This is a genomic window from Prochlorococcus sp. MIT 0701 (genome assembly GCF_000760295.1).
Lineage (GTDB): Bacteria > Cyanobacteriota > Cyanobacteriia > PCC-6307 > Cyanobiaceae > Prochlorococcus.
This window is the reverse complement of record NZ_JNBA01000039.1, coordinates 226,325-247,391: the sequence shown is the minus strand read 5'-3', so window position 1 is coordinate 247,391 and position 21,067 is coordinate 226,325. Positions and strand designations below refer to the sequence as shown.

The following is a 21,067-nucleotide window of genomic DNA, read 5'->3' as shown; positions in this document are numbered from 1 at the left end:
AATAACCACTTAACCGCTGATTTGGCTGAAATCGGCCAGTTCACCAGCTTGGTTTCGCAAAAGGCTAAGCAGATTGAGACGGTTGGCACGTATAGCGAGATCTTCACTCATGACCATCACACTCTGATCACCATCAAAAAAAGCGGCGAGAGCTTCGGAGCCAGCAATCAGGCCATCCGCCAAATGGCGGTAGCGCTCACTTGAGGACTCCTTGGTGATTGGTTCAAGAGCATTAAGCACATTCAACATCTCCAACTCACTAGGCTTTTCAAACAAACCAGGATCAACGACCTCAGCAGCACTCAGCACGGTTGCTGGTAAGTCCCCTTTCTCTGCTAAGCGTGCCGCTCTGGTAACAACGGCCTGAACCGCCAGCAACTTACCCGTCTGGCGCATCCCCACGAGTAGATCCACTCGCAGACGTGCATCAGTAGGGTCAGAAAGAAGACGATCGATCAAAACTGTTTCACCAGCTACCGCTTGGGCCAGATCAATATCGGTTCCTGCCTCCTCCAACAGGCTGAGCATCCGCTGGCGAAGAAACTCACCCATCTCAGCCGCCAAGTTGGAAGGTGTGACCTTGAGATGCGGTAGGAGCTTGCTCCAATGGTTCGTCGCTCGTTGCAATAAGGCGAGCAGATTCAGCTGCCAACCCTTCGACCAAAGGATTTGCAAAAGACCGTTACCGGCCCTGCGTAAGGCATAGGGGTCTGAGGAGCCACTAGGACGGTCACCCTTGGCATAGATGCTGAGCAGCAATTCCAGGCGTTCGGCCAGGGCAAGCACTGCTCCCGATTCTGACTCGGGCAAAGCATCCCCTGCCCCACGTGGCAGGTAATGCTCCAAAACAGCAAGGGCTACTTCTCGAGGCTCTCCTTCCGCTAACAAATATTTCGCTCCCATCACGCCCTGTAGCTCAGGGAATTCGCCCACCATCTGACTGACCAGATCGTGTTTACAGAGATGGACGGCTCGACGCACTTGTACAGAAATTTCAGCAGAAAGATCGAGCAGCTCAACAAGTACATCAGTGAGCCATTCCATGCGCTCAACTCGATCGAGCAGAGAACCAAGGCCCTCGGCAAAGGTCACATGCGCTAGCTTTTTGCGTCGCTCGATGCTGGCCAAAGAGCGATCGGCCTCGACAAAGAATTCTGCATCAGCCAGCCTTGCTTTGAGCACCCGCTCATTGCCGCGTCTTACAGGATCGCTTGCGTCAGCGAGCCCATTGCTGATGCAAAGGAATCTGGGCAGAAGGCTGCTCTTGGCATCGAGAGCAAGAGGGTCTTTGACAGCATCAAGACGGTAAAGGGGCACATAGCGCTGATGCACTCTCATTACGGTGCTGAGCACTTCAGCGGGTAGATCTAGATATGACTCAGCCATGGCTCCCTCTAAAAGCAGAGGTGCTTCCACTAGGTCGGTGAGCTCTTCGAAAAGATCATCAGGACAATCAGGGCATGCTTCAAGACCAGCAGCAGCCTTATTAATTGCCTGACGGATCAAGGTGCCACGTTTTTGCCGATCGACCTCTACACCAACATCGGCGAGGGTTTGTACGTAACTGCCTGCAGAAGGAATGCTGACAGCTTGATCGTGAAGTCGATGGCCTCGACTCAGGTTCGCTGCACAAATCTCTGGGTCGCTGCCGTCAAGGCAAACAGGGATGATCTGCTCATCGAGCAGGGCCACAAGCCAACGAATAGGACGAGAAAAACGCCTTTCACCTTCGCCCCAGCGCATGAAACGTCGGCCTTGAAGACTACCTATCCACTCAGGGATCTGGTCTGTTAGCAGTTCCATTGCAGAACGTCCTTGCTCAAGCACGGTTGCAAACACAAAAGGTCCCTTCGGGGTCTCCCGAATCTCGAGATCCTCTGGTCTCAGCCCACAGCGCTTGGCAAAGCCAAAGGCTGCCTGGGTTGGCACACCATTTTTGAAGGCTTGGCCAGCCGGTGGTCCCTTGCGTACTTCCTCTAGATCAGCAGTAGCGCTGGCCAAGTCTTCCACCAGCACGACAAGTCGCCTTGGTGTACTCGTGCACTGGATCATGCCGTAGCTAAGACGTAGACCATGCAAATCACGATTGACTATCTGCTCCAGCTGGGGCAAGGCAAGCCTGGCAAAATCTGCAGGCAGCTCCTCAGTCCCAATCTCCACTAGAAGGGTCGACACGGAGGCCAGCTATCAAGACCGCCCACTGTATTGAAGGGAGCAGCTCAACATGTCGTGTGCATTTCGCTACGGTGTATTAGGAAAATTTTGACGCCGTGACCGAAGGGCAGACAGCATCTGGCCAAGCGGCAGATCCCAAGCTCGCAGCTTGTCTCGCCAGCGGGGCTGAACTGAGCAAATTTGAACAATTCAAGGCTGACAGCAGCTACTTATTAGACCCCCTTGCCGCTGAACTTGAGAACAGCAGTGATCACTTCAGCAACGACGCCGTCCAGCTGCTCAAATTCCACGGAAGCTATCAACAGGACAACCGAGATAACCGCCAGAAAGGAGAGGGTAAGGATTGGCAAATGATGCTGCGTCTGCGCAGTCCTGGCGGATACATCCCACCATCACTGTTTCTGGCCTTAGATGATCTGTCCAATCGCCTTGGCAATGGGAGCTTGAGGGCCACTACCCGCCAGGCGTTCCAGATTCATGGGGTCCGTAAAGAGGCCCTGCACGAAGTTATCAGCACAATTATCCGATCAATGGGATCAACCCTGGCGGCTTGTGGTGATATCACTCGCAACGTTATGTCACCAGCAGCTCCCTATGAGAAAGGTGGTTATCCAGCTGCTCGACAACTTGCCAATGAAATCGCCGATGTTCTTAGCCCAACGGCAGCGGAGGGTTCCTATCTGGACCTATGGGTGAATGGAAGTGCGACTTACCGCATCCGCCCCTCCAGGCGAGTGAAAAAAGTTCGTACCCGCCAGCAGCAGGGGAACGTCTTCAGTGGAGATGCCAAGGAACCTCTTTATGGCACGACCTACTTGCCCCGCAAGTTTAAGTGCGCCGTCACCGTGCCAGGCGATAACTCAGTTGATCTACTTACCAATGACATCGGTCTAGTTGTCTTTACTGCTCCAAACGGTGACATGAAAGGTTGCAATGTCTACGTGGGTGGTGGCATGGGTCGAACCCACAACAATGAACAGACATTCGCCCGCACAGCTGATCCTCTTGGCTATGTGGCTGCAGAGCATGTATTGGATTTGGTGCAGTCGATTTTGGCCTTGCAACGCGACTACGGAGACCGCAAGACAAGGCGTCATGCCCGCATGAAATATCTTCTCAATGATCAGGGGATTAGCTGGTTTAAACAGGAACTCAAGAGCAAATACTTCCTTCACCCAATCAAAGCGTTAAGGCCTGAACCAAAGAGCAAACTTGAGGACTATCTGGGCTGGCATCAGCAAAGCGTTGGCCAATGGTTTGTTGGTTTGCCACTGCTCTCTGGTCGCCTGGAAGGAGATCTAAAGAAAGGACTCCGCCAACTGGTGGAGACCTTTCAACTTGAAATTCGCCTAACACCGAATCAGGATCTACTGCTCTGCAATATCGGGACGTCACAACGATCCAGTGTGCGCAAAGGTCTAGCGGCTCTAGGCATTCGTGCCCCCGAGGCTCCGGCGATGCTGGCACGGCATGCAATCGCTTGCCCTGCTTTGCCCTTATGTGGTTTGGCGGTAACCGAAGCAGAGAGAACGCTGCCTGTCTTGCTTGAGCGAATTGATGCTCAGCTGCGACGTCTTGAAATTACTAAATCGATCCTGATCCGCATGACAGGTTGTCCCAATGGATGCGCTCGGCCCTACATGGCCGAGCTTGCTCTAGTGGGAAGTGGTGTCGATCAATATCAACTCTGGCTGGGAGGCACCCCAAACCTGCAACGTCTTGCCAAACCCTATCTACAGCGGATGCCCCTCGATCAACTTGAGAGCACAATTGAGCCCCTATTGCTGAGCTGGAAGCAAGCGGGTGGGCGACGCAGCCTTGGAGATCATGTCAACAAACTTGGCGATCAAGCCGTCCTTGGTTTGCTGTCTGGTACTGGCCAGGCTCCATAGATTGCTTCAGCGACACCCGTTCTCCACGCCCAGAGTTGATCTCCATAGCTGAAATGCCACCACTCATTCGGGTGCTGAGAAAACCCAGCTTTACCCATGGCTTTAGCTAAAGCTTGGCGCCTGTTGTGCCAGAGGTAAGCCTCTGATTGAGTTTGATCGTTCGCAGCTTCGCGGTAGTGATCCGGTTCTGAAATGGTGCCAATAGCATCGATCTCGCCACCCATATTCAGAGGTGTTCCCTGGCTATCAGCAAGGGTGAGATCCACTGCAGCTCCAGTGCTATGAGGAGGTGGAGTGCAAGGATCGAGGCTGGGCGGTGCCCAAAACCTGCCAACATCATCAATAACCCTTTGTAGCTCCTCGGCATGACAGCGTTCATCGCGCTTTAGTTTGCGTTTGCGGCACTCTTCAGCGATGGCATGCTCGACCATAAAAGCTTGAACAGGGATCGGTCGCCAGGCATCAAAAATGGCCAAGAAAAGTTCTGGATGCTCTTGCTGCAGCTCATCTTGAGCCCTCAGCAGACGATCAACCACACCCTGACGCAGCCGAAAGGGATCAGCATTTACACCATAGGGAGCACCTAAGGATGCATAGGGATGTGGCTCCAATCGGTGCAACGAAAGAGGGATTTGATTGAGGGACTCCTCGCAATCACGAATGGGCCTATCACTCCAAGGGCGCAACAGGAAAAAAGTTCGCGCCGACAACATTTCCACAGCGACAACCTAGTTTTCCACAAAGCAAATCTCGTTGATGCTGCGAGATTTGAAATTGGTACAACCAACCAACATCAAGCTAGTAAAACCTTGACAAACATTTGAAAAATGAGAAATGGAAAAATTTATTGGAAACAACCCAGTGAGATCGCTTGCAGCACAGTGCCTTTGCAGCACTGGCAAAAAAAAATAGGTACTAACGATAACGACGGCACCAGCAGCCAGCTCGGCAACCGAGGTAGCAGAAGGCACATCGACTCGTCATTTCTGAGTATTAAGACTCAAACGAGTCTCAAGTGTGTGGAAAAAATCAATGGGCTCAATTGAGATGGGCTGTTCCACTCAGGCGCTGCCACTGAGCCTCCAACAATTCCTTTAGCCGAGAGTGGTCAATCAGGTCCGGATCAACGCTGAGCAGTCTTTGAGCCTCATTGCGAGCCTCTTCAAGCACAGACCCATCATCCGCCAGGCTGGCCAGGGCCAAATCAGGCAATCCAGACTGTTTTGTGCCAAGTACCTGCCCGGGCCCTCGCAAGCGTAAGTCAATCTCAGCAATCTCAAAGCCATCATTGGAGCGCACAAGTACTTCAAGTCGCTGCCTTGCTAAAGGGTTTGTGCTGTCATTGATCAGCACACAATGGGACGCCGCTGCGCCACGTCCCACACGACCTCGCAGTTGATGCAATTGGGCTAGACCAAAACGATCCGCGTGGTCGATCACCATCACACTTGCTTGAGGTACATCCACGCCAACCTCCACCACAGTGGTAGATACCAGCACCTGGCAATCACCCGCTGCGAAGGACTGAATTACTCCCTGCTTCTCTGGGCTACTCAAACGTCCATGTAGTAATCCAACCGTGAACTCCGAAAATACCTGCTCTGATAATTGGCTGTGAACCTTAACTGCTGATCGCAGATCAAGTTTCTCGGAGTCCTCGATCAGCGGTAACACCACATAAGCGCGCTGGCCACGAGACACTTCATCACGGATGAGTTGATAGGCCTGATCCCGATCGCAGCCCCTAATCATCTGAGTCTGAATGGGGGTACGACCGGGAGGCAATTCATCGATCTGACTCACATCCAAATCCCCATGCAACGAAAGTGCCAGTGTGCGAGGAATGGGCGTTGCCGTCATGGTCAGCAGATGTGGCTGGAGCCCCTTGTTCAACAATCTGTTGCGCTGCTTCACGCCAAATCGATGCTGTTCATCAACCACCACCAGCCCCAGTCTTGAAAAGGCAACTGGATCTTCGATTAAGGCATGGGTGCCTACCAGGATTTTCAAGGATCCATTGATGAGGTCATCAAGGATCTGACGGCGACGTATACGAGTGGTTGCCCCCGTAAGCAGCTCGACGCTGACATGCAACTGAGGCAACCAACAACACAGTGTGCGGTAGTGCTGCTCGGCAAGGACCTCCGTGGGTGCCATAAAAGCGCCTTGCCAGCCGGCCTCTACCGCTGTAAGCAGGGCTGCTATTGCGACAACTGTCTTGCCACTACCAACATCTCCCTGAATGAGACGCGCCATTGGTTCCGATAGCACCAAGTCAGCCTCGATCTCCGTCAACACACGCTCCTGAGCTCCTGTGAGGGGGAATGGCAAAAGCTCTAGGAAGCGAGCTACAAGGCCATCTCGCTGCCCTGCCGTCTGCAACACAGGAGCAGAACAACTGCGCAACTCTGCTCGCCGTTTCAGCAACCCCAACTGCAATAGAAGAAACTCGTCAAAGACCAGCCGACGGCGAGCAGACTGCAATGTGTGCTGATCGTCTGGATGATGAATTGCGACCAAGGCATCGCTTCTACTGGGTAAACGCAATGCCTGACGACGCGGTTCAGGCAGTGATTCAGGCCAACTTGCTGCTAAAGGTAAAATCAGCCGTACCAGATCACGAAAACGGTCAGCCGTAAGGCCTTCAGTGAGGGCATACACAGGCAATAACCGGCCAATGCTTTGCGATCGCAACGGCGAATGCGGACTCTCCATGACCTCAATCAAAGGGTCTTGAAAACTCATGCCGTAAGGACCCTCTTTGACCAATCCACTGACGGCCACAGTGACTCCAGGCGGGTAAAGGCGTGACTGGCTTTTGAGGTAAGCAGGACTGCTGAAACGCCGACCAGCGAAAAATCTCCTCACTTTGAGCCGACCAGTTGGGTCCTGAAGCTGCAGCTCAAGAATGGACAAATTTGGGTTGCGTGGACTGGTGAAGCCATGACAACGCCTCACTGTGGCCACAATCGTGGCCGCCTCCCCTGCCTCTAGGGCCTGGATACGCCGCAGCGAGGAATAATCCACATAGTCCCTGGGGTAGTACTGCAGCAAATCTTTTACGAGCAGTAATCCAAGCCCGGCCAAGCGTTCAGCAAGTTTTGGGCCGATTCCCTTCACCTCTGACAGTGGGCTTTCCAACTTCAGAGAGCGGTTCCCACTAGGCAAAGCCATCTGCCGCTGCGTTTCAGCCCCCCCCTGCTTGAGTCTGGGAGGGCCTATTGGCGTTGGAGGTTCTAATCGCTGGCGAATGCCATGTAGAAGCTGTCTTGAGTCCGTCACCAATCGACGTCGCGCCGATTCAGAGCTGTCTGGATAACTCGCAAAGGCTTCAGCTAACTGGCAGAGACGAGCCTGACTTTTAGTAGGCAGCAATCCAGAGGGTGGTTCTGCTAACTGGCGCACCAAGAATGCATGAAAATTCTCCTGACGCCCCTCAAGATTGTTGAAACCGTTCTCAGCCTCCAGGGTTAACGCTTGCTGCAGAGTGCGCATCCAGCTCAGTAGATGCTGCAACTGATCCGTACTCAGGCCTTGGGTGGACTGGTTGGAGGATTGGCGGAAGGGCTCTGCCACCACTGTTGCTTTACCTCCTGAGCCATGGCGCGACGTTGCCAGTGCCGCTGTTGTCGAACCATTTTGAGCAAGGTACGGCGATGTTGCTTGAGTTGAGCCCGACAACGTCGCAAACGCGGGTCGTCAAACTCCAATTCGGATGGGCGCAGAAGAACGCAAATGATCTCCATGCCCTCTAAGACCATTGGATTGGTTGATACCGGTACGCGCAATCTCAGCAAATTGGATGCCACAGGTTCAGATTCCAACTGACCATTCAACACAGCATCAAGAAAGCTGATTGGTAAGAGGCTGTTAACAATTCCGGCTCGCAACAGTTCCACGTTGAGAGCATGGGAAAGATTGCGCAATCTACGGGCGAGAGCACGATCAAGAGATTCCATCCAACGTGCTAGTTCAAGAGGGCTCACGGGCAAAAAAACCTGCTCCTCATCAAGACCACTGTTAAGCCGGGTGCTGTCACCATGCTGCAAATCGCTGAATTCACTGGCCAAGACATTCTCTGTAGCCATGGTCTCGCCAGCCATGACAAAGAGAGAGCGAAGCACATCAAGATCACCCTTCTGCCCGCCAATCGGTTCTGAGTCCTCTGACGCCAACTCCAACTCCTGAGAGGCAAGCTGAGGTTGATCATCCTTGCCTAAATCAGGCTCATCGACATCCTCATTAACAGCCCACCCTGCGCTGAAACCATCGTTTTGGGGATCATTATCAAAAGTCAACATGCTGCCGAGACGATCAGGATGCTCGAGTGGAGGATCAAGGCTTAGGTGAATGGACCCCTCAGCTTCTTGCATGGAGTCCTGTTCAGAACGAAAAGCCATCAACAGCTCACGCCTGTTTTGATCGCTCTTTCTCTGTCGTTCACGTTCCATCTGGCGAACCAGATCCATCAACTGTTCGACAGTCAATAAGGAACAGCAGTGACAGACCAATTGCTCAACCTGATCTTGAAAAGCTGCCCTTGTCTCGTCCGAAAGCCCACTTAGAAGATTCTGATCCCGATCAGTTATCAACAGGAAAAGGGCCTGACGGACAACATTGAGCAGTTCCCTACGTAACAATTGCAGGTAGAGAGCTAAATCGCGGTAGAGAGTCAGCGACAAGCGCTGACTCTGCTTTTTTAGTGAGGCAATTTGTTGATCGGGCTCGAAGCGTTGCAATCTCTACTTCTCCGCAGCCAAAATTAAGCAGTCGTCATGGACGCCACTTCCGTAGCGAAATCAGTCTGGTCCACTTCAATCCCCTCCCCAAGCGTGTAGCGGGTGAAGCGGCGAACCTTGACATTCTCTCCAATCTTGCCAGCGACCTGCTTGACGAGTTCCGCGACTGTCATGGAGCTGTCACGGATAAAGGGTTGCTCAAGCAAGACAAGTTCCTTAAGGCGCTTGCCAATTCGTCCTTCAACGATCTTTGCCTTCATCTGCTCAGGCTTGCCAGAAAGATCATCGCGACCCATCTCAATAGATCTCTCCTTTTCAACGATATCAACAGGAATCTCTTCTGTGCTCACGTATTCGACATTCGGGCAGGCCGCCACCTGCATAGCGACATCCTTTAAAAGCTCTTGGAACAAATCACCACGAGCAACAAAATCAGTTTCACAGTTCAACTCCAGAAGTACCCCGACCCTGGCTCCGGTGTGGATGTAAGTACCAATGGCACCTTCAGCAGCAATGCGAGAAGATTTCTTCTCTGCACTGGCAATACCCTTCTGTCGCAGCCATTCGCTCGCCTTGATCATATCGCCGTCACTCTCTGCAAGGGCTTTCTTGCAGTCCATCATTCCCGCGCCGGTCTTGTCGCGTAGGTCCTTGACAAGCTTGGCTGATATGTCCGCCATGGGTAATCGGGGTGAGGAGTATTAGGGATGCTGCCGACCAGATAAGTAGGACGGCGGCGAGAACTTAGCGCTGTAAATGGACTCAATCGTCGCTGTCGTCAGCACCTCTTTGGTCATTAGTGCCATGACGGCCTTCGTTGATGGCATCAGCCAGTCGACCCAGCACAAGCTGCACAGAGCGAACGGCATCGTCATTACAAGGGATCGGAACCTCGCAAAGGTCAGGATCGCAATTGGTGTCAAGCATGGACACCAATGGAATATCCAACTTGCGGGCTTCAAGCACAGCGTTGGTTTCACGGCGTTGATCAACTAGCACCACGACATCCGGCAACCGTCTCATCCCTTTGAGACCACCGAGGTACTTCTGCAGTCGCTCAAGCTCGCGACGCAAAACGGAAGCTTCTTTCTTGGGTCGCATGGCAATAGCACCACTGGATTCCATACGCTCCAGATCCTTCAATCGATCAATTCGAGCCTTCATCGTGGTCCAGTTGGTGAGCATGCCACCAAGCCAACGTTGATTCACATAGGAAGCTCCGCAGCGAGTGGCTTCCAACGCCACCACCTCAGAGGCCTGCTTTTTGGTACCAACAAAAAGAAATCGCTTGCCACTTCGGGCGGAAGAACGAGTCCATTTGTAGGCATTGTTCATGCAGATCGCGGTCTGCACCAGGTCAATGATATGGACTCCATTACGCGCGCAGTAGATGTAGCGCGACATTTTGGGATTCCAGCGACGGGTTTGATGCCCAAAGTGGGCGCCCGCCTCCATCATTTCTGAAAGAGTGACAACAGCCATAGTTTTTAGGTTTCGGGTTCGCCTCCACCTGCCAGGTATGCGAGACGATTCAGCCAAAAGGCATGGGTCGACTCATTCATCACCCGAAACGGACAGGTGTGCGGAATGAAAGAACCTATGAAATTTATCAAAGCGACAGCTCAGCGCAGCCCTGCCAGGGCTGCTTCCATGAAGAGCGCTCGTACCCCGATTCGGTTCAGGGGTAAACGCAACAGCTCCATTGCCAAGCCTTGATGGCCGTTGCGAATCAACCAGCCAAGTAAAGGCCTGAGACTGCGCTCATTCAGTAAGCCACCGAGCGTAAGCAACTCCCATAACAACCGATGAAGCCAGGTGAATTGGATGATGAAACGCACTCGTCGCGTCGGGTGCTTGCGATAAAAGACCAGGCCCATTTTGGCCCGCTCCCGCTCAACTCTGATCAGGTCAGGAACTTGGTCAAGACGCAGGGCAGGATGCCAGTGATAACCAACTGCTTCGGGACATTTCACCAACTCAACATCCATCTGTCGAAGTCGTTCCCCCAGCTCTAGATCCTCCCAGCCATACAGACGGAAATTGGTATCGAATAGTCCAGAACGTTCAAGCACCTCACGATCAATGGCCACATTGCCTGTCGCGAAGTAGGCCCATGAGTTGTCCTGGAATTTGTGAGGTTCTGTAGTGGGTTGCTCGAAATTTGCCGTGTTGATCACCGCGCCATAGGTGAAAGAAAGTCGATTACCGCGTTGCTGCCAACTTTTTCGCAAAGCTCTCGTATGACAGGCGAGAAACGACTCGGTTACAACTAGATCACTGTCGATAAAAACAATTAGATCACCTCGGGCATTGCCTACCCCGCGATTACGCCCCTCTGCCGGGCCCCCATGCTCTTGCTCGACCATGCGCACATGTGGAAAGCGAGACGCCTCATCCCTCAGCCAGCTCGGTGTGCCATCCGTGGAGCCGTCATCCACCACGACCACCTCATAACCATCTAGCTCAGAGATAAGGACCTGTTGCTCGAGAGCCAACAGACACTTCTCAAGGATCGATCGACGGTTGTAGGTGGGTATCACGACGCTTGCGAACATTCGCAACCACATCTGCTGCTGACAATCAACAGCCTAGAGACATGAAAAAAGGGGGGCCATCAAAGCCCCCCATCTGTTGATTTAAAGAGTCTGTCGATGGGATTAGTCGGCAGCACCACCGTTGTTGGCAGTTCCGGTTACACCATTACCAGCGCCCTCACCTCGGCCGTCATTGCGTAGCTTGCGCTTCTTGAATTTGCGGGCATAGGAGCGATTCCGCTCTTGCTTTTCTTTCTTGAGGTTTCTGCGCTTGGCCATGCTGTTAAAACTTCCAAACTAGAGATCTGTAACCAACCTAACCAAGAGAGGAGATCAGGCGACCATCTTCCATCTGCACCAATCGATCCGCGATATCAACAATGCGGGGATCATGGGTCACCATTAACACCGCACAAGACTGTTCTCGGGCCAATCGTTGAAGCAGCTCTACCACTTCCCTACCTGTGACGCTATCCAGGGCTGCCGTGGGTTCATCGGCTAGCAATAACTGAGGTCGAGCCGCCAGCGCACGTGCAATTGCGACCCGTTGTTTTTGGCCACCAGAAAGATCATGGGGCAGTTTGCTTAGGTGATCGTCTAGCCCCACAGCCCGCAACCAATAGCGAGCCTGATCACGGCGAGCCCGATAAGAGAGACCTGGCAACAAATCAGCTCCCATCTGCACGTTTTGCTCAGCCGTGAGACACCGCAAAAGATTGTGGCCCTGAATAATCATGCCGATATGACATCGAAGCTGTTGGCGAAGGCGACGATCTGATCCACGTAACTGATGGCCGAACACCCATACATCTCCCTCTTGAACTGTGCGGAGCGCTCCGATCAAAGTGAGCAGGGTGGTTTTGCCACAGCCTGAAGGCCCGCTGAGCAACACCACCTCGCCAGGGGCTATTTGCAGAGAAATGGACTGCAACACCTGACGTCGCATTGCACCAATGCCAAACCAGTGGCTGAGATCCTGAACTTCAACCATGAGCTTTTCATTCATGGCGATGTCTTCTGATCGAATGATTGAAAGAGAACAGACCCATCAGAAAATCTCTGCAGGATCGGCATCGACCAATCGGCGCATCGCCAGCACCGCTGAGCCCATGCACATCGCCAGGATCAGGCTGAAAACAAGCACGGCCCGCGGAAGATCCATCGCCACAGGAAGTTTTGTCGAACTGCGTACCAAGGCGTATAGGGCCTGGCCGGCGGCATAGGCCGGCACATACCCCATCACTGCAAGGAAGATCCCTTCGCGAGCCACCACGCCTAGAAGAGTCTTCAAGCGATAACCCATCGCCATCAGAGTGGCGTACTCAGGCAGATGATCGCTGACATCGGTGTAGAGGATTTGATAGACAATCACGCACCCCACAACAAAACCCATTGCTGCACCGAGGCTGAAAATGAAGCCAATGGAAGTACTGCTTCGCCAGTAATTCTTCTCAAACTCAATGAAAGCCTGCTTGGTAAAGACCTTCACATCGTTGGGCAAACTCGCCGTGAGAGATCGAACCACAGCATCTGGATCTGCCCCTGGCCGCAGCCTTAGCAAACCGATTTCAATGCTCCCAGGCGGATTGCTGGGTAACAGCTCAAGGAATGTCTCCCTGCTGGTGAGCAGATTGCCGTCAGCTCCAAACGATGGCCCCAGGCTGACTAACCCCGCTACTCGAACCCTTTTGCCGGCGAGCTCAGTCTCAACAATGCGGCCCTCATCAAACCACTTTGAAATAGGTCCGAATTCATTTCGAGAACGCTGATCAAACAAAACACGGCCACGACTTGTGAGCGCTTTTGCCTTGGCTGCAAGCTCAGGATCTGTGAACAGCGAATCCCCCGGTTCAAAACCCAAGGCAAGAATCTGGCGAGTCGAGAGTGTTTGCGGATTTCTCCAAAGCAAAAAATTCCAGTTCACAGGTGTGATGCCCTGGACGTCTGGATGTGCCATGGACTGCACCAACCGACGCCGTGGAAACCCACTCATGCTGATCGAGCTCATCGAGCGAGGGCTCATCAACACCAGGTCAGCATCAAAGAGACGATGCACGGTGACACTGGCATCGAACAAACCATCTCGGAAACCCAATTGCATGAACATCAGGATTCCGGCGAAGCAGATTCCTGCCAGAGCAACCAAAAGCCGTAAAGGTTGACGACTCAGTAGCAACCAAGCCAGAGGGATCCTCCGCCGTTGCCAAAAGCCAGACATCACGAGGGCTGAAAGCGAGCTATCACCTTCATACCCGCGAGACTTCTCACCCGAGCAGCTGAGTTCGGGTCAAGACTGACCCGAACTTCAACCACGCGGGCATCTGCATCACCAGTGGGATCAGTTGAGAGCACATTGCGCTGACGAACCTGGGGGCTAATGCGCTCCACACGACCCATCAAAGTCCCATCAAATCCACCGTTTTCACTGGTTAAGCGAACAACCTGACCAACATTCACTCGATTCACATCCGACTCATAAACTTCGATCAAGGCTTCCATGGTCTGATTGGCGCCAACTTCGATCACGCCATCACTACCTGGACGCTCCCCGACGCGAGTGTGCACCCTTAACACCACACCATCGAGGGGAGACTTCAATTGACTATCAGCGAGATCAGCCTCAAGTCCGCTGAGTTCAGCCAAAGCCTCCCGACGTTTGCCATCGATTTTGACGAGTTCTTCCTGTTTTTCCTCCAAATCCACCAGAGATGAAGCTCCAACCATGGCAGCTTTTTGATAACGAGTTACCTCCCGCTGCTGCATTCGCAACTGAACCTCGAGAGTCTTCAGTCGAGCTTGGACGGCTGCCAGATCAGCAAAAGCTTTAGGTCGGTTGTCGAACTCTGCTAGAACCTGACCACGCTTAACTTCATCACCTTCACGAACACTGAGCTTGGCAACCCGTGGAGTGCCACCAAACCCGCCAGCAGGGGCGGCCAAGCGACGGACATCACCAGCGGGCTCAAGTTGTCCCAAGGCCGCAACAGCTTCAACTGGTCTGGCTGCTGGAAGCAGCACAGGACTTTCTGGAGGTGTCTCAGGCCGACGCGTAAGGCTCCAGACACCAATAGCTACAACAAGGCAGATTCCTCCGGTTATCAACCATCGCCAGGTTTTGCTGCTTAAAGGGGAGGTGGATCCTCGAACAACATCTCCTCGATGTATCGATCCGCCCATTGAGGATTGAAGGCCTTCTCCAGCACTCCGCGTGTCTTGTCGTTGCGTTTCTGTTGGATGCAATAGGAGAGTTGGCTCTTATGCCTTTGGATCGTAGATGCCGCATCAGAAGCATCGGGAGTCGCGTCAATGACGGTAGAGATAAGAGCTTGGAGATAGCCATCTGCCAAATCCACGAACCAGCTTTCCTCCTGGCTACTAGCTGGACGGATGAACTGGACAAACGGAGAGAAGATGGATCCCCATGCAGGCAATTCCCTCACCTGTTGAAACGCAGGAATGGGCAGTGACTCAAGGCCATCAACTAGGGCCACTGGCATTGATAGGCCTACAGGCGAAAGATCTACGATGGCCGCCGAAATACCGGCAGGACTAGCAACAATATCGGCTCCAAAAATTGGTAGATCAAAGCGAGGATCGGGAAAGAAGACGCAATGGAGTATTTGCAGCCCCCCTCCCAGCCTGGCTATCTCCAAATGCAACTTGCGCAGCCCCCGACAACGATGCAATTCATTGCTTATCAGCAGCTCCTCTCCGTCAAGCTGCCCGCTGATTGACTCCATCACTGAATCCAGCGCAAATGGACTGAGCTCCGGCAACTGCGCCCTGCGCTGCCTGATTCGCGCTGCCAACGACTCGATCAACGGGTGAATTGCCGGGCCGCTTGTTGAGGGAAAAGGCAGCACGATGGCAAGAAGGCTCAGAATGGGACTTTGACACGCACCTCTGACACGCTCCACCCCTAAACCCAATCTTCAACACTGGGCTCTAAAGAACAAGACCCGCTGCGTGATGGCATCCATGCCAGATGCACCACTGACTTGTTTAGACCTCTGGTGCAAAGCAGGCAGTTCAAGCGAACAAAAAGGAGAGGAAGGATTAGCCCACTTTCTTGAACACATGGTGTTCAAGGGAAGCTCACAGATGGAGGCTGGAGAATTCGATCGAAAAATTGAAGCGCTTGGAGGCAGCAGTAATGCCGCCACAGGTTTCGATGACGTCCACTTTCACGTTTTGGTACCACCAACGGCTGCCAGGGAAGCACTTGATCTGCTGCTCAATCTCGTTCTAACTCCAGCTCTGCGCTCAGAGGCCTATGCCATGGAGCGAGACGTCGTATTGGAGGAAATTGCCCAATATCGAGATCAACCTGATGATCAAGTCCTCCAACACCTTCTCGAAGCCTGCTGCGAAGACCATCCGTACGGTCGAGCCATCCTTGGCTTTGAAGCAAGCCTAAAAACAAGTACTCCCGAGCAAATGAGGGAGTTCCACAGCCGCCGCTATCGAGGCCCGAACTGTTGCCTAGCAATTGCGGGCGCCATTCCTATAGGCCTGGAAGACATCTTGAACAACAGCCGTTTGGCTGAGCTGAATCACCAAGCGATGGAGGACATTGATCCTGCCATTTCTCCAACTTTCAGCTTCCAAAAAGGGCGACGAGAAATTCAAGTCCCCAGGCTGGAATCCACCCGGCTATTGATGACCTGGCCGATGCCCCCTGCCTCAAACCAAGAGATGGTGATGGGAGCTGACCTAGCGACCACCCTGCTTGCGGAAGGACGTCGCAGTCGACTGGTTCATCACCTCAGAGAGGAATTGCAAATCGTGGAATCGATCGATATGGATGTAACCGTGTTGGAACAAGGCAGCCTTGTATTGCTAGAAGCCTGCTGCAACGAGAAGCAGCTGGACAGGGTGGAAAAGGAAATCCACCATTTATTGCAGACCAGCCTCGAATCAACCCCCAAGAATCAGGAGATCGAACGAGCTAGCCAACTGGTGTCAAATGGACTGTGTTTCAGCCTTGAAGCTCCCAGTCAAGTAGCTGGCCTGGCAGGGAATCAAGCTCTTTGGAATCGTCCTCAATCCTTGTTGGCACCACTTGATCATCTGCCTGCATGGACGCCGACTCGACTGCTCGAGCAAATGCTTCCATTACTGCAACCAGAGCGCAGCTTCACCCTTGTTGCCAGACCGATGGAAGCAGACGAATGAATCCTCTTGATGTGGTTTTAGATCCAATCGCCGCACCGGGAGTCATCGCTGCCAAGCTTTGGATTAAAGGCGGCAGTGGTGCTGACCCAAAAGGGCAACGGGGAGTTCACCAACTGCTCGGAGCCCTCTTGACAAGGGGCTGTGGACCCTATGACCACCTTGCTCTAGCCGATCTCGTTGAAGGCTGCGGGGCAGGGTTGCGCTGCGATACCCACGAAGACGGATTGCTAATTAGCCTCAAATGTGCTGATCGCGATGCCGAACGACTGCTTGATTTACTTGGCTGGATGCTGATCGATCCGCATCTGGATTCAAGTCAAGTAACGCTGGAAAGGGATCTCAGTCTTCAGGCCTTGTATAGACAAAGAGAAGACCCATTTCACTTGGCTTTTGACGGCTGGCGGCATATGGCTTACGGCAGTGGCCCCTACGGCCACGATCCCCTTGGCCTTAGCGAGGACTTGAAGCAACTTGGTCGTCAGCAATTAATTTCTCTAATCGAAGGGCTAACAGCAAAATCACCTGTGCTTGCCCTCGCTGGGACCCTTCCAGAGGATCTTGAACAGCGCCTGGAGGCAATGGAATCCTTCCAGCGCTGGCCCAATCAGCCACCTCAGCAAGCGAGAAAGTCTGCATCGAGCAAGATCTCAACAGAGAACATTCTGAGCGAATCCAACATTTTTCTTCAGCCTGAACCCACAAGTCAGGTGGTCATGATGCTTGGACAGCCAACCCTTGCGCATGGCCATGAAGACGATCTGGCGCTGCGTCTACTGAACTGCCACCTGGGATTAGGCATGTCGAGCCTGCTGTTCAGACGTCTACGAGAGGAACACGGGGTGGCCTACGACGTAGGCACTCATCACCCGGTACGTGAGTGTGCCGCTCCATTTGTATTACATGCCTCGACAAGCGAAGACAAGGCAAAACTCACCCTTCAGTTGCTTCTAGACAGCTGGTGGGAACTCAGCCAGCAAGCGATATCAGAAGAAGACATTGAACTGGCACGCGCAAAATTCCATGGTCAACTCGCCCATGGAGCCCAAACCACCGGACAACGGGCAGAACGCCGAGCCCAATTGCGGGGACTAGGACTGCCAGGTAACTATGACCAGCACAGCTTGGAGACAATCAAAAATCTTGATGGAAGCGCTCTGCAAAAGGCAGCTCAACGACATCTAAGAATGCCCTTGCTAAGTCTCTGTGGCCCAGAAACCAGCCTTCAAATCCTTGCCAAGGACTGGCAACAGCAAGTGGTTCAAAGTTCTTAATCCCCCTTTGCCCCATCAACATCTGAAAGGTCCAAGACCAGGCGATCCAGTGGGATCAGAAAGCTGCCATGACGAAATCGCACAACAGCAATGTCCTTGGCACGCAGGCCAACGATCTCGCCAAGCTCTTCTGGGGAGATCAAATCCGGTGGCCGTAGCATTGGCATGGGATCCGCGGTCTTTAGATAAGGCAAGGGCACCTTTAAACGGACCTGTTGACCAATAACCGGTTCCATGAGAACGGAGCAATGCCACTCTCCTACTGCAGGATGGAGCAAGCTGAAAACCCTTTGTGCGAGCCCTGGCCACCTGGAGCGGCGCCCTCGCCGGCCTGATGATGATCCTTGTAGGAGGGTTGATCCCTGCTGCGCTGCTCTTGCCTGGCCTTGACTTACAACCGCACGTGTTAACCCTTCCAAGCACTTGGCAGGTACCAGCTCTATTGCTCTGTGCACTCGTATGCGGTCCGCGTGCTGGAGTCATCGCTGCAGTTGCTTATCTCACCATTGGCCTCGTTGACCTACCCGTATTTCATGGTGGTGGAGGTCTTAATTATGTGCTGACGCCAGGGTTTGGCTACCTGGCTGGATTTGTTCCGGCCGCCTGGCTCAGTGGTCGTCTGGCCCAGCAAACAGGCATGAATGATGTCCTCAGCCTGACCATTGCAGCGATCGCGGGGTTGATCATGCTTCAACTCTGCGGCGTACTCAATCTGCTGCTCGGATCTGCCCTATACCAATGGCCTGATCGCATTCCAGAACTTCTATTTAGCTATACCTTTGGCCCCCTACCCGCTCAACTAGTCCTCTGTGCAGGTGTTGGCGTACTCGCCTTGCCATTACGAAATCTGCTGTTTGTCGAATGAATCAACGTCAAATATCACGCCGGGCAATGCTGCTAATCAGCATCCTGCTGATGCTGATTGATCAGATCAGCAAAAGCTGGGCCCGTCAACAACTCAGCGCAGGCTTCGTAATCCCTTTTGTTCCTGGGCTATTGCAGTTGCGTCTGATCAGCAACACAGGCGCAGCCTTTAATCTTTTCAATGGAGCAACATTCCTCTTAGGGCTGCTCAGCCTGGCTGTGACCATTGGTTTGATGGTCTGGATATGGAGAGCAGGGCAAATGCCCATATGGCAAGGCCTTGCAGTGTCCTTTCTGCTCGGCGGAACCATCGGCAATGGCTTGGACCGATGGCGTCTAGGACACGTCACCGACTTTCTGCAACTTGTACCGGTGGACTTTCCGATTTTCAATGGAGCCGATGTGGCGATCAATTTGGCCGTGATCTGCTTCGGAATCGATGCCCTGACAAGACGCCATGGACAACAACACACCTAAGAGGTTTGCCATGACTCGAGTGATCATCAATCAAGCGCTGTCAACCCGATCGAAAAGTTGTTCTTTAAATCGATCACTGACGCTTTAGTGGAAACGAAAAGATGGAGCTTGCCTTACTTGATCATCAAGACAAGTATTGGTCTCTAGATGATCTCAAACCCACCAATGCACTTTCGTAGCGATCTGCTATTGATCGGCCATGAGCCTTGCAGATACAAATTCTTAGTCTCTGGCTCAGCAATGATGCCAACAGTCGCTCAAACAGTTTCAGAGCCCTGACGGTGTCTCTCTGGTCAAAGATCATCCAACCTGCAGGCAGCGGAAGCATGACAAACAAATGATCTCCCGTCAGCGGCTGCTCCTATGGACCGCCTGCGCGCTGGTGGTCTTGCTCGTGATCGGAGCTCTAGTGCAAGTGGCGAGGAACCTGCTCTGGGATTTGAGTTACCTACTACCTTCCTGGTTGCTAGGTCCGGTGTTGTTGCTAACAGCAGGCCTCATCATCTTGATGATCTATCAAGTTGGATGGCCCTGGTGGAAGGCTTTTAAGCGTCAGAACTTAGAAACTGCTCAAAACAATCAACGGCCCATTTCCCCTCCAAGTAGCCGTCATCAAGCAGCCAAGCAAAGTCTTGAAAGCATTGATCGCCTGCTCGAACGCCTCCAAGACGAGGTCACTCGAGAAGGGCTTAGGCAAGAGAGAGAAAGGGTGGCGGATGAACTGGCCCGTGGTGATCTGATGGTGGTGGTGTTCGGTACTGGTTCCAGTGGCAAGACATCTCTGATCCGAGCACTACTGAACGAAATGGTGGGCGAGGTTGGTGCACCCATGGGATCCACAACCAGTAGCCAGATTTATCGGCTGCGTTTAAAGGGACTTGATCGAGGCCTTCAACTGGCTGACACCCCAGGAATTCTTGAAGCAGGCAGAGCCGGTTTAAGCCGAGAGAAGGAAGCAAGGCAACGAGCCAGTAGAGCTGACCTGATGGTGGTGGTCGTGGACTGTGATCTACGCGCTTCAGAGCTGGAGGTCATCAGTAGCCTTGCCAATCTGGGCAAACGATTGCTTCTAGTTCTGAATAAATGCGATCTACGCGGTGAAGAAGAGGAGCGACGGCTGTTGGCGCAGTTGCGTGGGCGATGCAAGGGCTTACTTGGATCTGAGGATGTGATGTCGTGTAGCGCTGCACCCCAGTCAGTGCCGCGTCCGGGCAAACGACCTTTGCAGCCTCCTGCTGAGGTCGACAACCTGCTGCGTCGTCTTGCGTTAGTGCTTCACGCCGATGGTGAAGAACTACTGGCAGACAACATTCTGCTGCAATGTCGCCATTTGGGAGATACCGGTCGCCAGCTGCTGGATCGACAACGACAACAGGAAGCGCGTCAGTGTGTTGATCGTTACAGCTGGATCAGTGGTGGTGTCGTCGCTGCAACACCCCTTCCAGGCGTGGATCTATTGGGGACGGCAGCGGTGAATGCCCAAATGGTGATGGAGGTAGCTCGGGTTTATGGAGTTCAACTCACTCGCACCCGAGCACAAGAACTGGCGGTATCAGTAGGTCGCACTTTGGCAGGACTCGGCATTGTTAAAGGTGGGGTGGCGATCATCGGCACAGCTCTCAGTGTCAACTTGCCCACCCTGTTGCTGGGCCGAGCGGTACAGGGGGTCGCTGCTGCCTGGCTCACACGCGTTGCGGGAGCTAGCTTCATTACCTACTTCCAGCAGGATCAAGACTGGGGGGATGGGGGTATGCAGGAAGTGGTGCAACGTCACTACGATCTCAACCGACGAGAATCTTCGCTGGAACGTTTTCTCACGACAGCCCTGCGGCGGGTGGTGGAGCCTCTACAGCGGGAGAAACGGCGACAGCTCCCTCCACGCCCAGGGCCTCGGGGGGTGGAGGACGCATCGGACCACGGGCATCCAGAACTGTGATCAA

19 protein-coding genes are annotated in these 21,067 nt (G+C 53.3%); 6 read left to right on the top strand and 13 right to left on the bottom strand.

Translation table 11 applies throughout. The features are described from left to right. Positions 1-9 precede the first annotated feature (9 nt). Positions 10-2,175, bottom strand: a complete 2,166-nt coding sequence (glyS, locus tag EV12_RS11445) for a glycine--tRNA ligase subunit beta (protein ID WP_036915396.1) — start codon at positions 2,173-2,175, stop codon at positions 10-12. 95 nt (positions 2,176-2,270) lie between these two features. On the opposite strand from glyS, the gene EV12_RS11440 reads away from it, so the two are divergent. Continuing rightward, the gene (locus tag EV12_RS11440) at positions 2,271-4,067 is read left to right on the top strand and encodes an NADPH-dependent assimilatory sulfite reductase hemoprotein subunit (RefSeq protein WP_036915394.1); all 1,797 of its coding nucleotides are present in this window, start codon (positions 2,271-2,273) and stop codon (positions 4,065-4,067) included. On the opposite strand, the gene EV12_RS11435 is transcribed toward EV12_RS11440, so the two are convergent. The 11 genes from EV12_RS11435 to EV12_RS11385 form a co-directional block, all read right to left on the bottom strand. Next, the gene (locus tag EV12_RS11435; protein WP_193742228.1) at positions 4,022-4,780 is read right to left on the bottom strand and encodes a M15 family metallopeptidase; all 759 of its coding nucleotides are present in this window, start codon (positions 4,778-4,780) and stop codon (positions 4,022-4,024) included. The two genes, EV12_RS11440 and EV12_RS11435, sit on opposite strands and share 46 nt — an antisense overlap. A 325-nt stretch (positions 4,781-5,105) precedes the next feature. Beyond that, positions 5,106-7,646 (bottom strand): ATP-dependent DNA helicase RecG, encoded by a 2,541-nt coding sequence (recG, locus tag EV12_RS11425; protein WP_036915388.1) that lies wholly within the window; start codon positions 7,644-7,646, stop codon positions 5,106-5,108. Beyond that, entirely contained in the window at positions 7,595-8,806 is a 1,212-nt protein-coding gene (locus EV12_RS11420; RefSeq protein ID WP_036915385.1) for a hypothetical protein, read from the bottom strand. The genes recG and EV12_RS11420 overlap by 52 nt, the downstream gene beginning before the upstream one ends. Positions 8,807-8,829: 23 nt before the next feature. After that, a complete protein-coding gene (tsf, locus tag EV12_RS11415; protein ID WP_036915382.1) occupies positions 8,830-9,486 on the bottom strand; it encodes a translation elongation factor Ts in 657 nt (218 codons plus the stop codon). An 82-nt stretch (positions 9,487-9,568) separates the two neighbouring features. Then, positions 9,569-10,288 (bottom strand): 30S ribosomal protein S2, encoded by a 720-nt coding sequence (rpsB, locus tag EV12_RS11410; protein WP_011129963.1) that lies wholly within the window; start codon positions 10,286-10,288, stop codon positions 9,569-9,571. 140 nt (positions 10,289-10,428) lie between these two features. Next, complete coding sequence (locus EV12_RS11405) at positions 10,429-11,361, bottom strand: glycosyltransferase family 2 protein (protein ID WP_193742227.1); 933 nt, start codon at positions 11,359-11,361, stop codon at positions 10,429-10,431. Between the two features lie 102 nt (positions 11,362-11,463). Continuing rightward, on the bottom strand, positions 11,464-11,619 hold the full coding sequence (locus tag EV12_RS13775) for a hypothetical protein (protein ID WP_011129965.1): 156 nt from the start codon (positions 11,617-11,619) through the stop codon (positions 11,464-11,466). 37 nt (positions 11,620-11,656) lie between these two features. Further along, positions 11,657-12,346 carry a DevA family ABC transporter ATP-binding protein gene (locus EV12_RS11400; RefSeq protein WP_036915376.1) on the bottom strand — a complete coding sequence of 230 codons (690 nt, stop codon included), beginning with the start codon at positions 12,344-12,346 and terminating at the stop codon, positions 11,657-11,659. 42 nt (positions 12,347-12,388) lie between these two features. Continuing rightward, the gene (devC, locus tag EV12_RS11395; protein ID WP_036915373.1) at positions 12,389-13,558 is read right to left on the bottom strand and encodes an ABC transporter permease DevC; all 1,170 of its coding nucleotides are present in this window, start codon (positions 13,556-13,558) and stop codon (positions 12,389-12,391) included. Continuing rightward, positions 13,558-14,442, bottom strand: coding sequence for an HlyD family efflux transporter periplasmic adaptor subunit (locus tag EV12_RS11390; RefSeq protein ID WP_036915372.1), 885 nt, complete (start codon positions 14,440-14,442; stop codon positions 13,558-13,560). Before EV12_RS11390 ends, devC begins: the two co-directional genes overlap by 1 nt. 20 nt (positions 14,443-14,462) lie before the next feature. After that, complete coding sequence (locus tag EV12_RS11385) at positions 14,463-15,257, bottom strand: phycocyanobilin:ferredoxin oxidoreductase (protein ID WP_036915369.1); 795 nt, start codon at positions 15,255-15,257, stop codon at positions 14,463-14,465. 61 nt (positions 15,258-15,318) lie between these two features. On the opposite strand from EV12_RS11385, the gene EV12_RS11380 reads away from it, so the two are divergent. Next, positions 15,319-16,515 (top strand): M16 family metallopeptidase, encoded by a 1,197-nt coding sequence (locus EV12_RS11380; RefSeq protein ID WP_036915368.1) that lies wholly within the window; start codon positions 15,319-15,321, stop codon positions 16,513-16,515. Continuing rightward, positions 16,419-17,786 (top strand): M16 family metallopeptidase, encoded by a 1,368-nt coding sequence (locus tag EV12_RS11375; protein ID WP_036915367.1) that lies wholly within the window; start codon positions 16,419-16,421, stop codon positions 17,784-17,786. The genes EV12_RS11380 and EV12_RS11375 overlap by 97 nt, the downstream gene beginning before the upstream one ends. On the opposite strand, the gene EV12_RS11370 is transcribed toward EV12_RS11375, so the two are convergent. Continuing rightward, positions 17,783-18,022, bottom strand: a complete 240-nt coding sequence (locus tag EV12_RS11370) for an NAD(P)H dehydrogenase assembly family protein (RefSeq protein WP_036915366.1) — start codon at positions 18,020-18,022, stop codon at positions 17,783-17,785. The two genes, EV12_RS11375 and EV12_RS11370, sit on opposite strands and share 4 nt — an antisense overlap. A gap of 56 nt (positions 18,023-18,078) precedes the next feature. On the opposite strand from EV12_RS11370, the gene EV12_RS11365 reads away from it, so the two are divergent. The 3 genes from EV12_RS11365 to EV12_RS11355 all read left to right on the top strand — a co-directional run bounded on the left by EV12_RS11365 (position 18,079) and on the right by EV12_RS11355 (position 21,063). Then, positions 18,079-18,651 carry a biotin transporter BioY gene (locus tag EV12_RS11365; RefSeq protein ID WP_036915364.1) on the top strand — a complete coding sequence of 191 codons (573 nt, stop codon included), beginning with the start codon at positions 18,079-18,081 and terminating at the stop codon, positions 18,649-18,651. Next, positions 18,648-19,127, top strand: coding sequence for a signal peptidase II (gene lspA / locus EV12_RS11360; protein ID WP_036915363.1), 480 nt, complete (start codon positions 18,648-18,650; stop codon positions 19,125-19,127). The genes EV12_RS11365 and lspA overlap by 4 nt, the downstream gene beginning before the upstream one ends. 337 nt (positions 19,128-19,464) lie before the next feature. Beyond that, positions 19,465-21,063 carry a YcjF family protein gene (locus tag EV12_RS11355; protein WP_036915362.1) on the top strand — a complete coding sequence of 533 codons (1,599 nt, stop codon included), beginning with the start codon at positions 19,465-19,467 and terminating at the stop codon, positions 21,061-21,063. Positions 21,064-21,067: the final 4 nt, after the last annotated feature.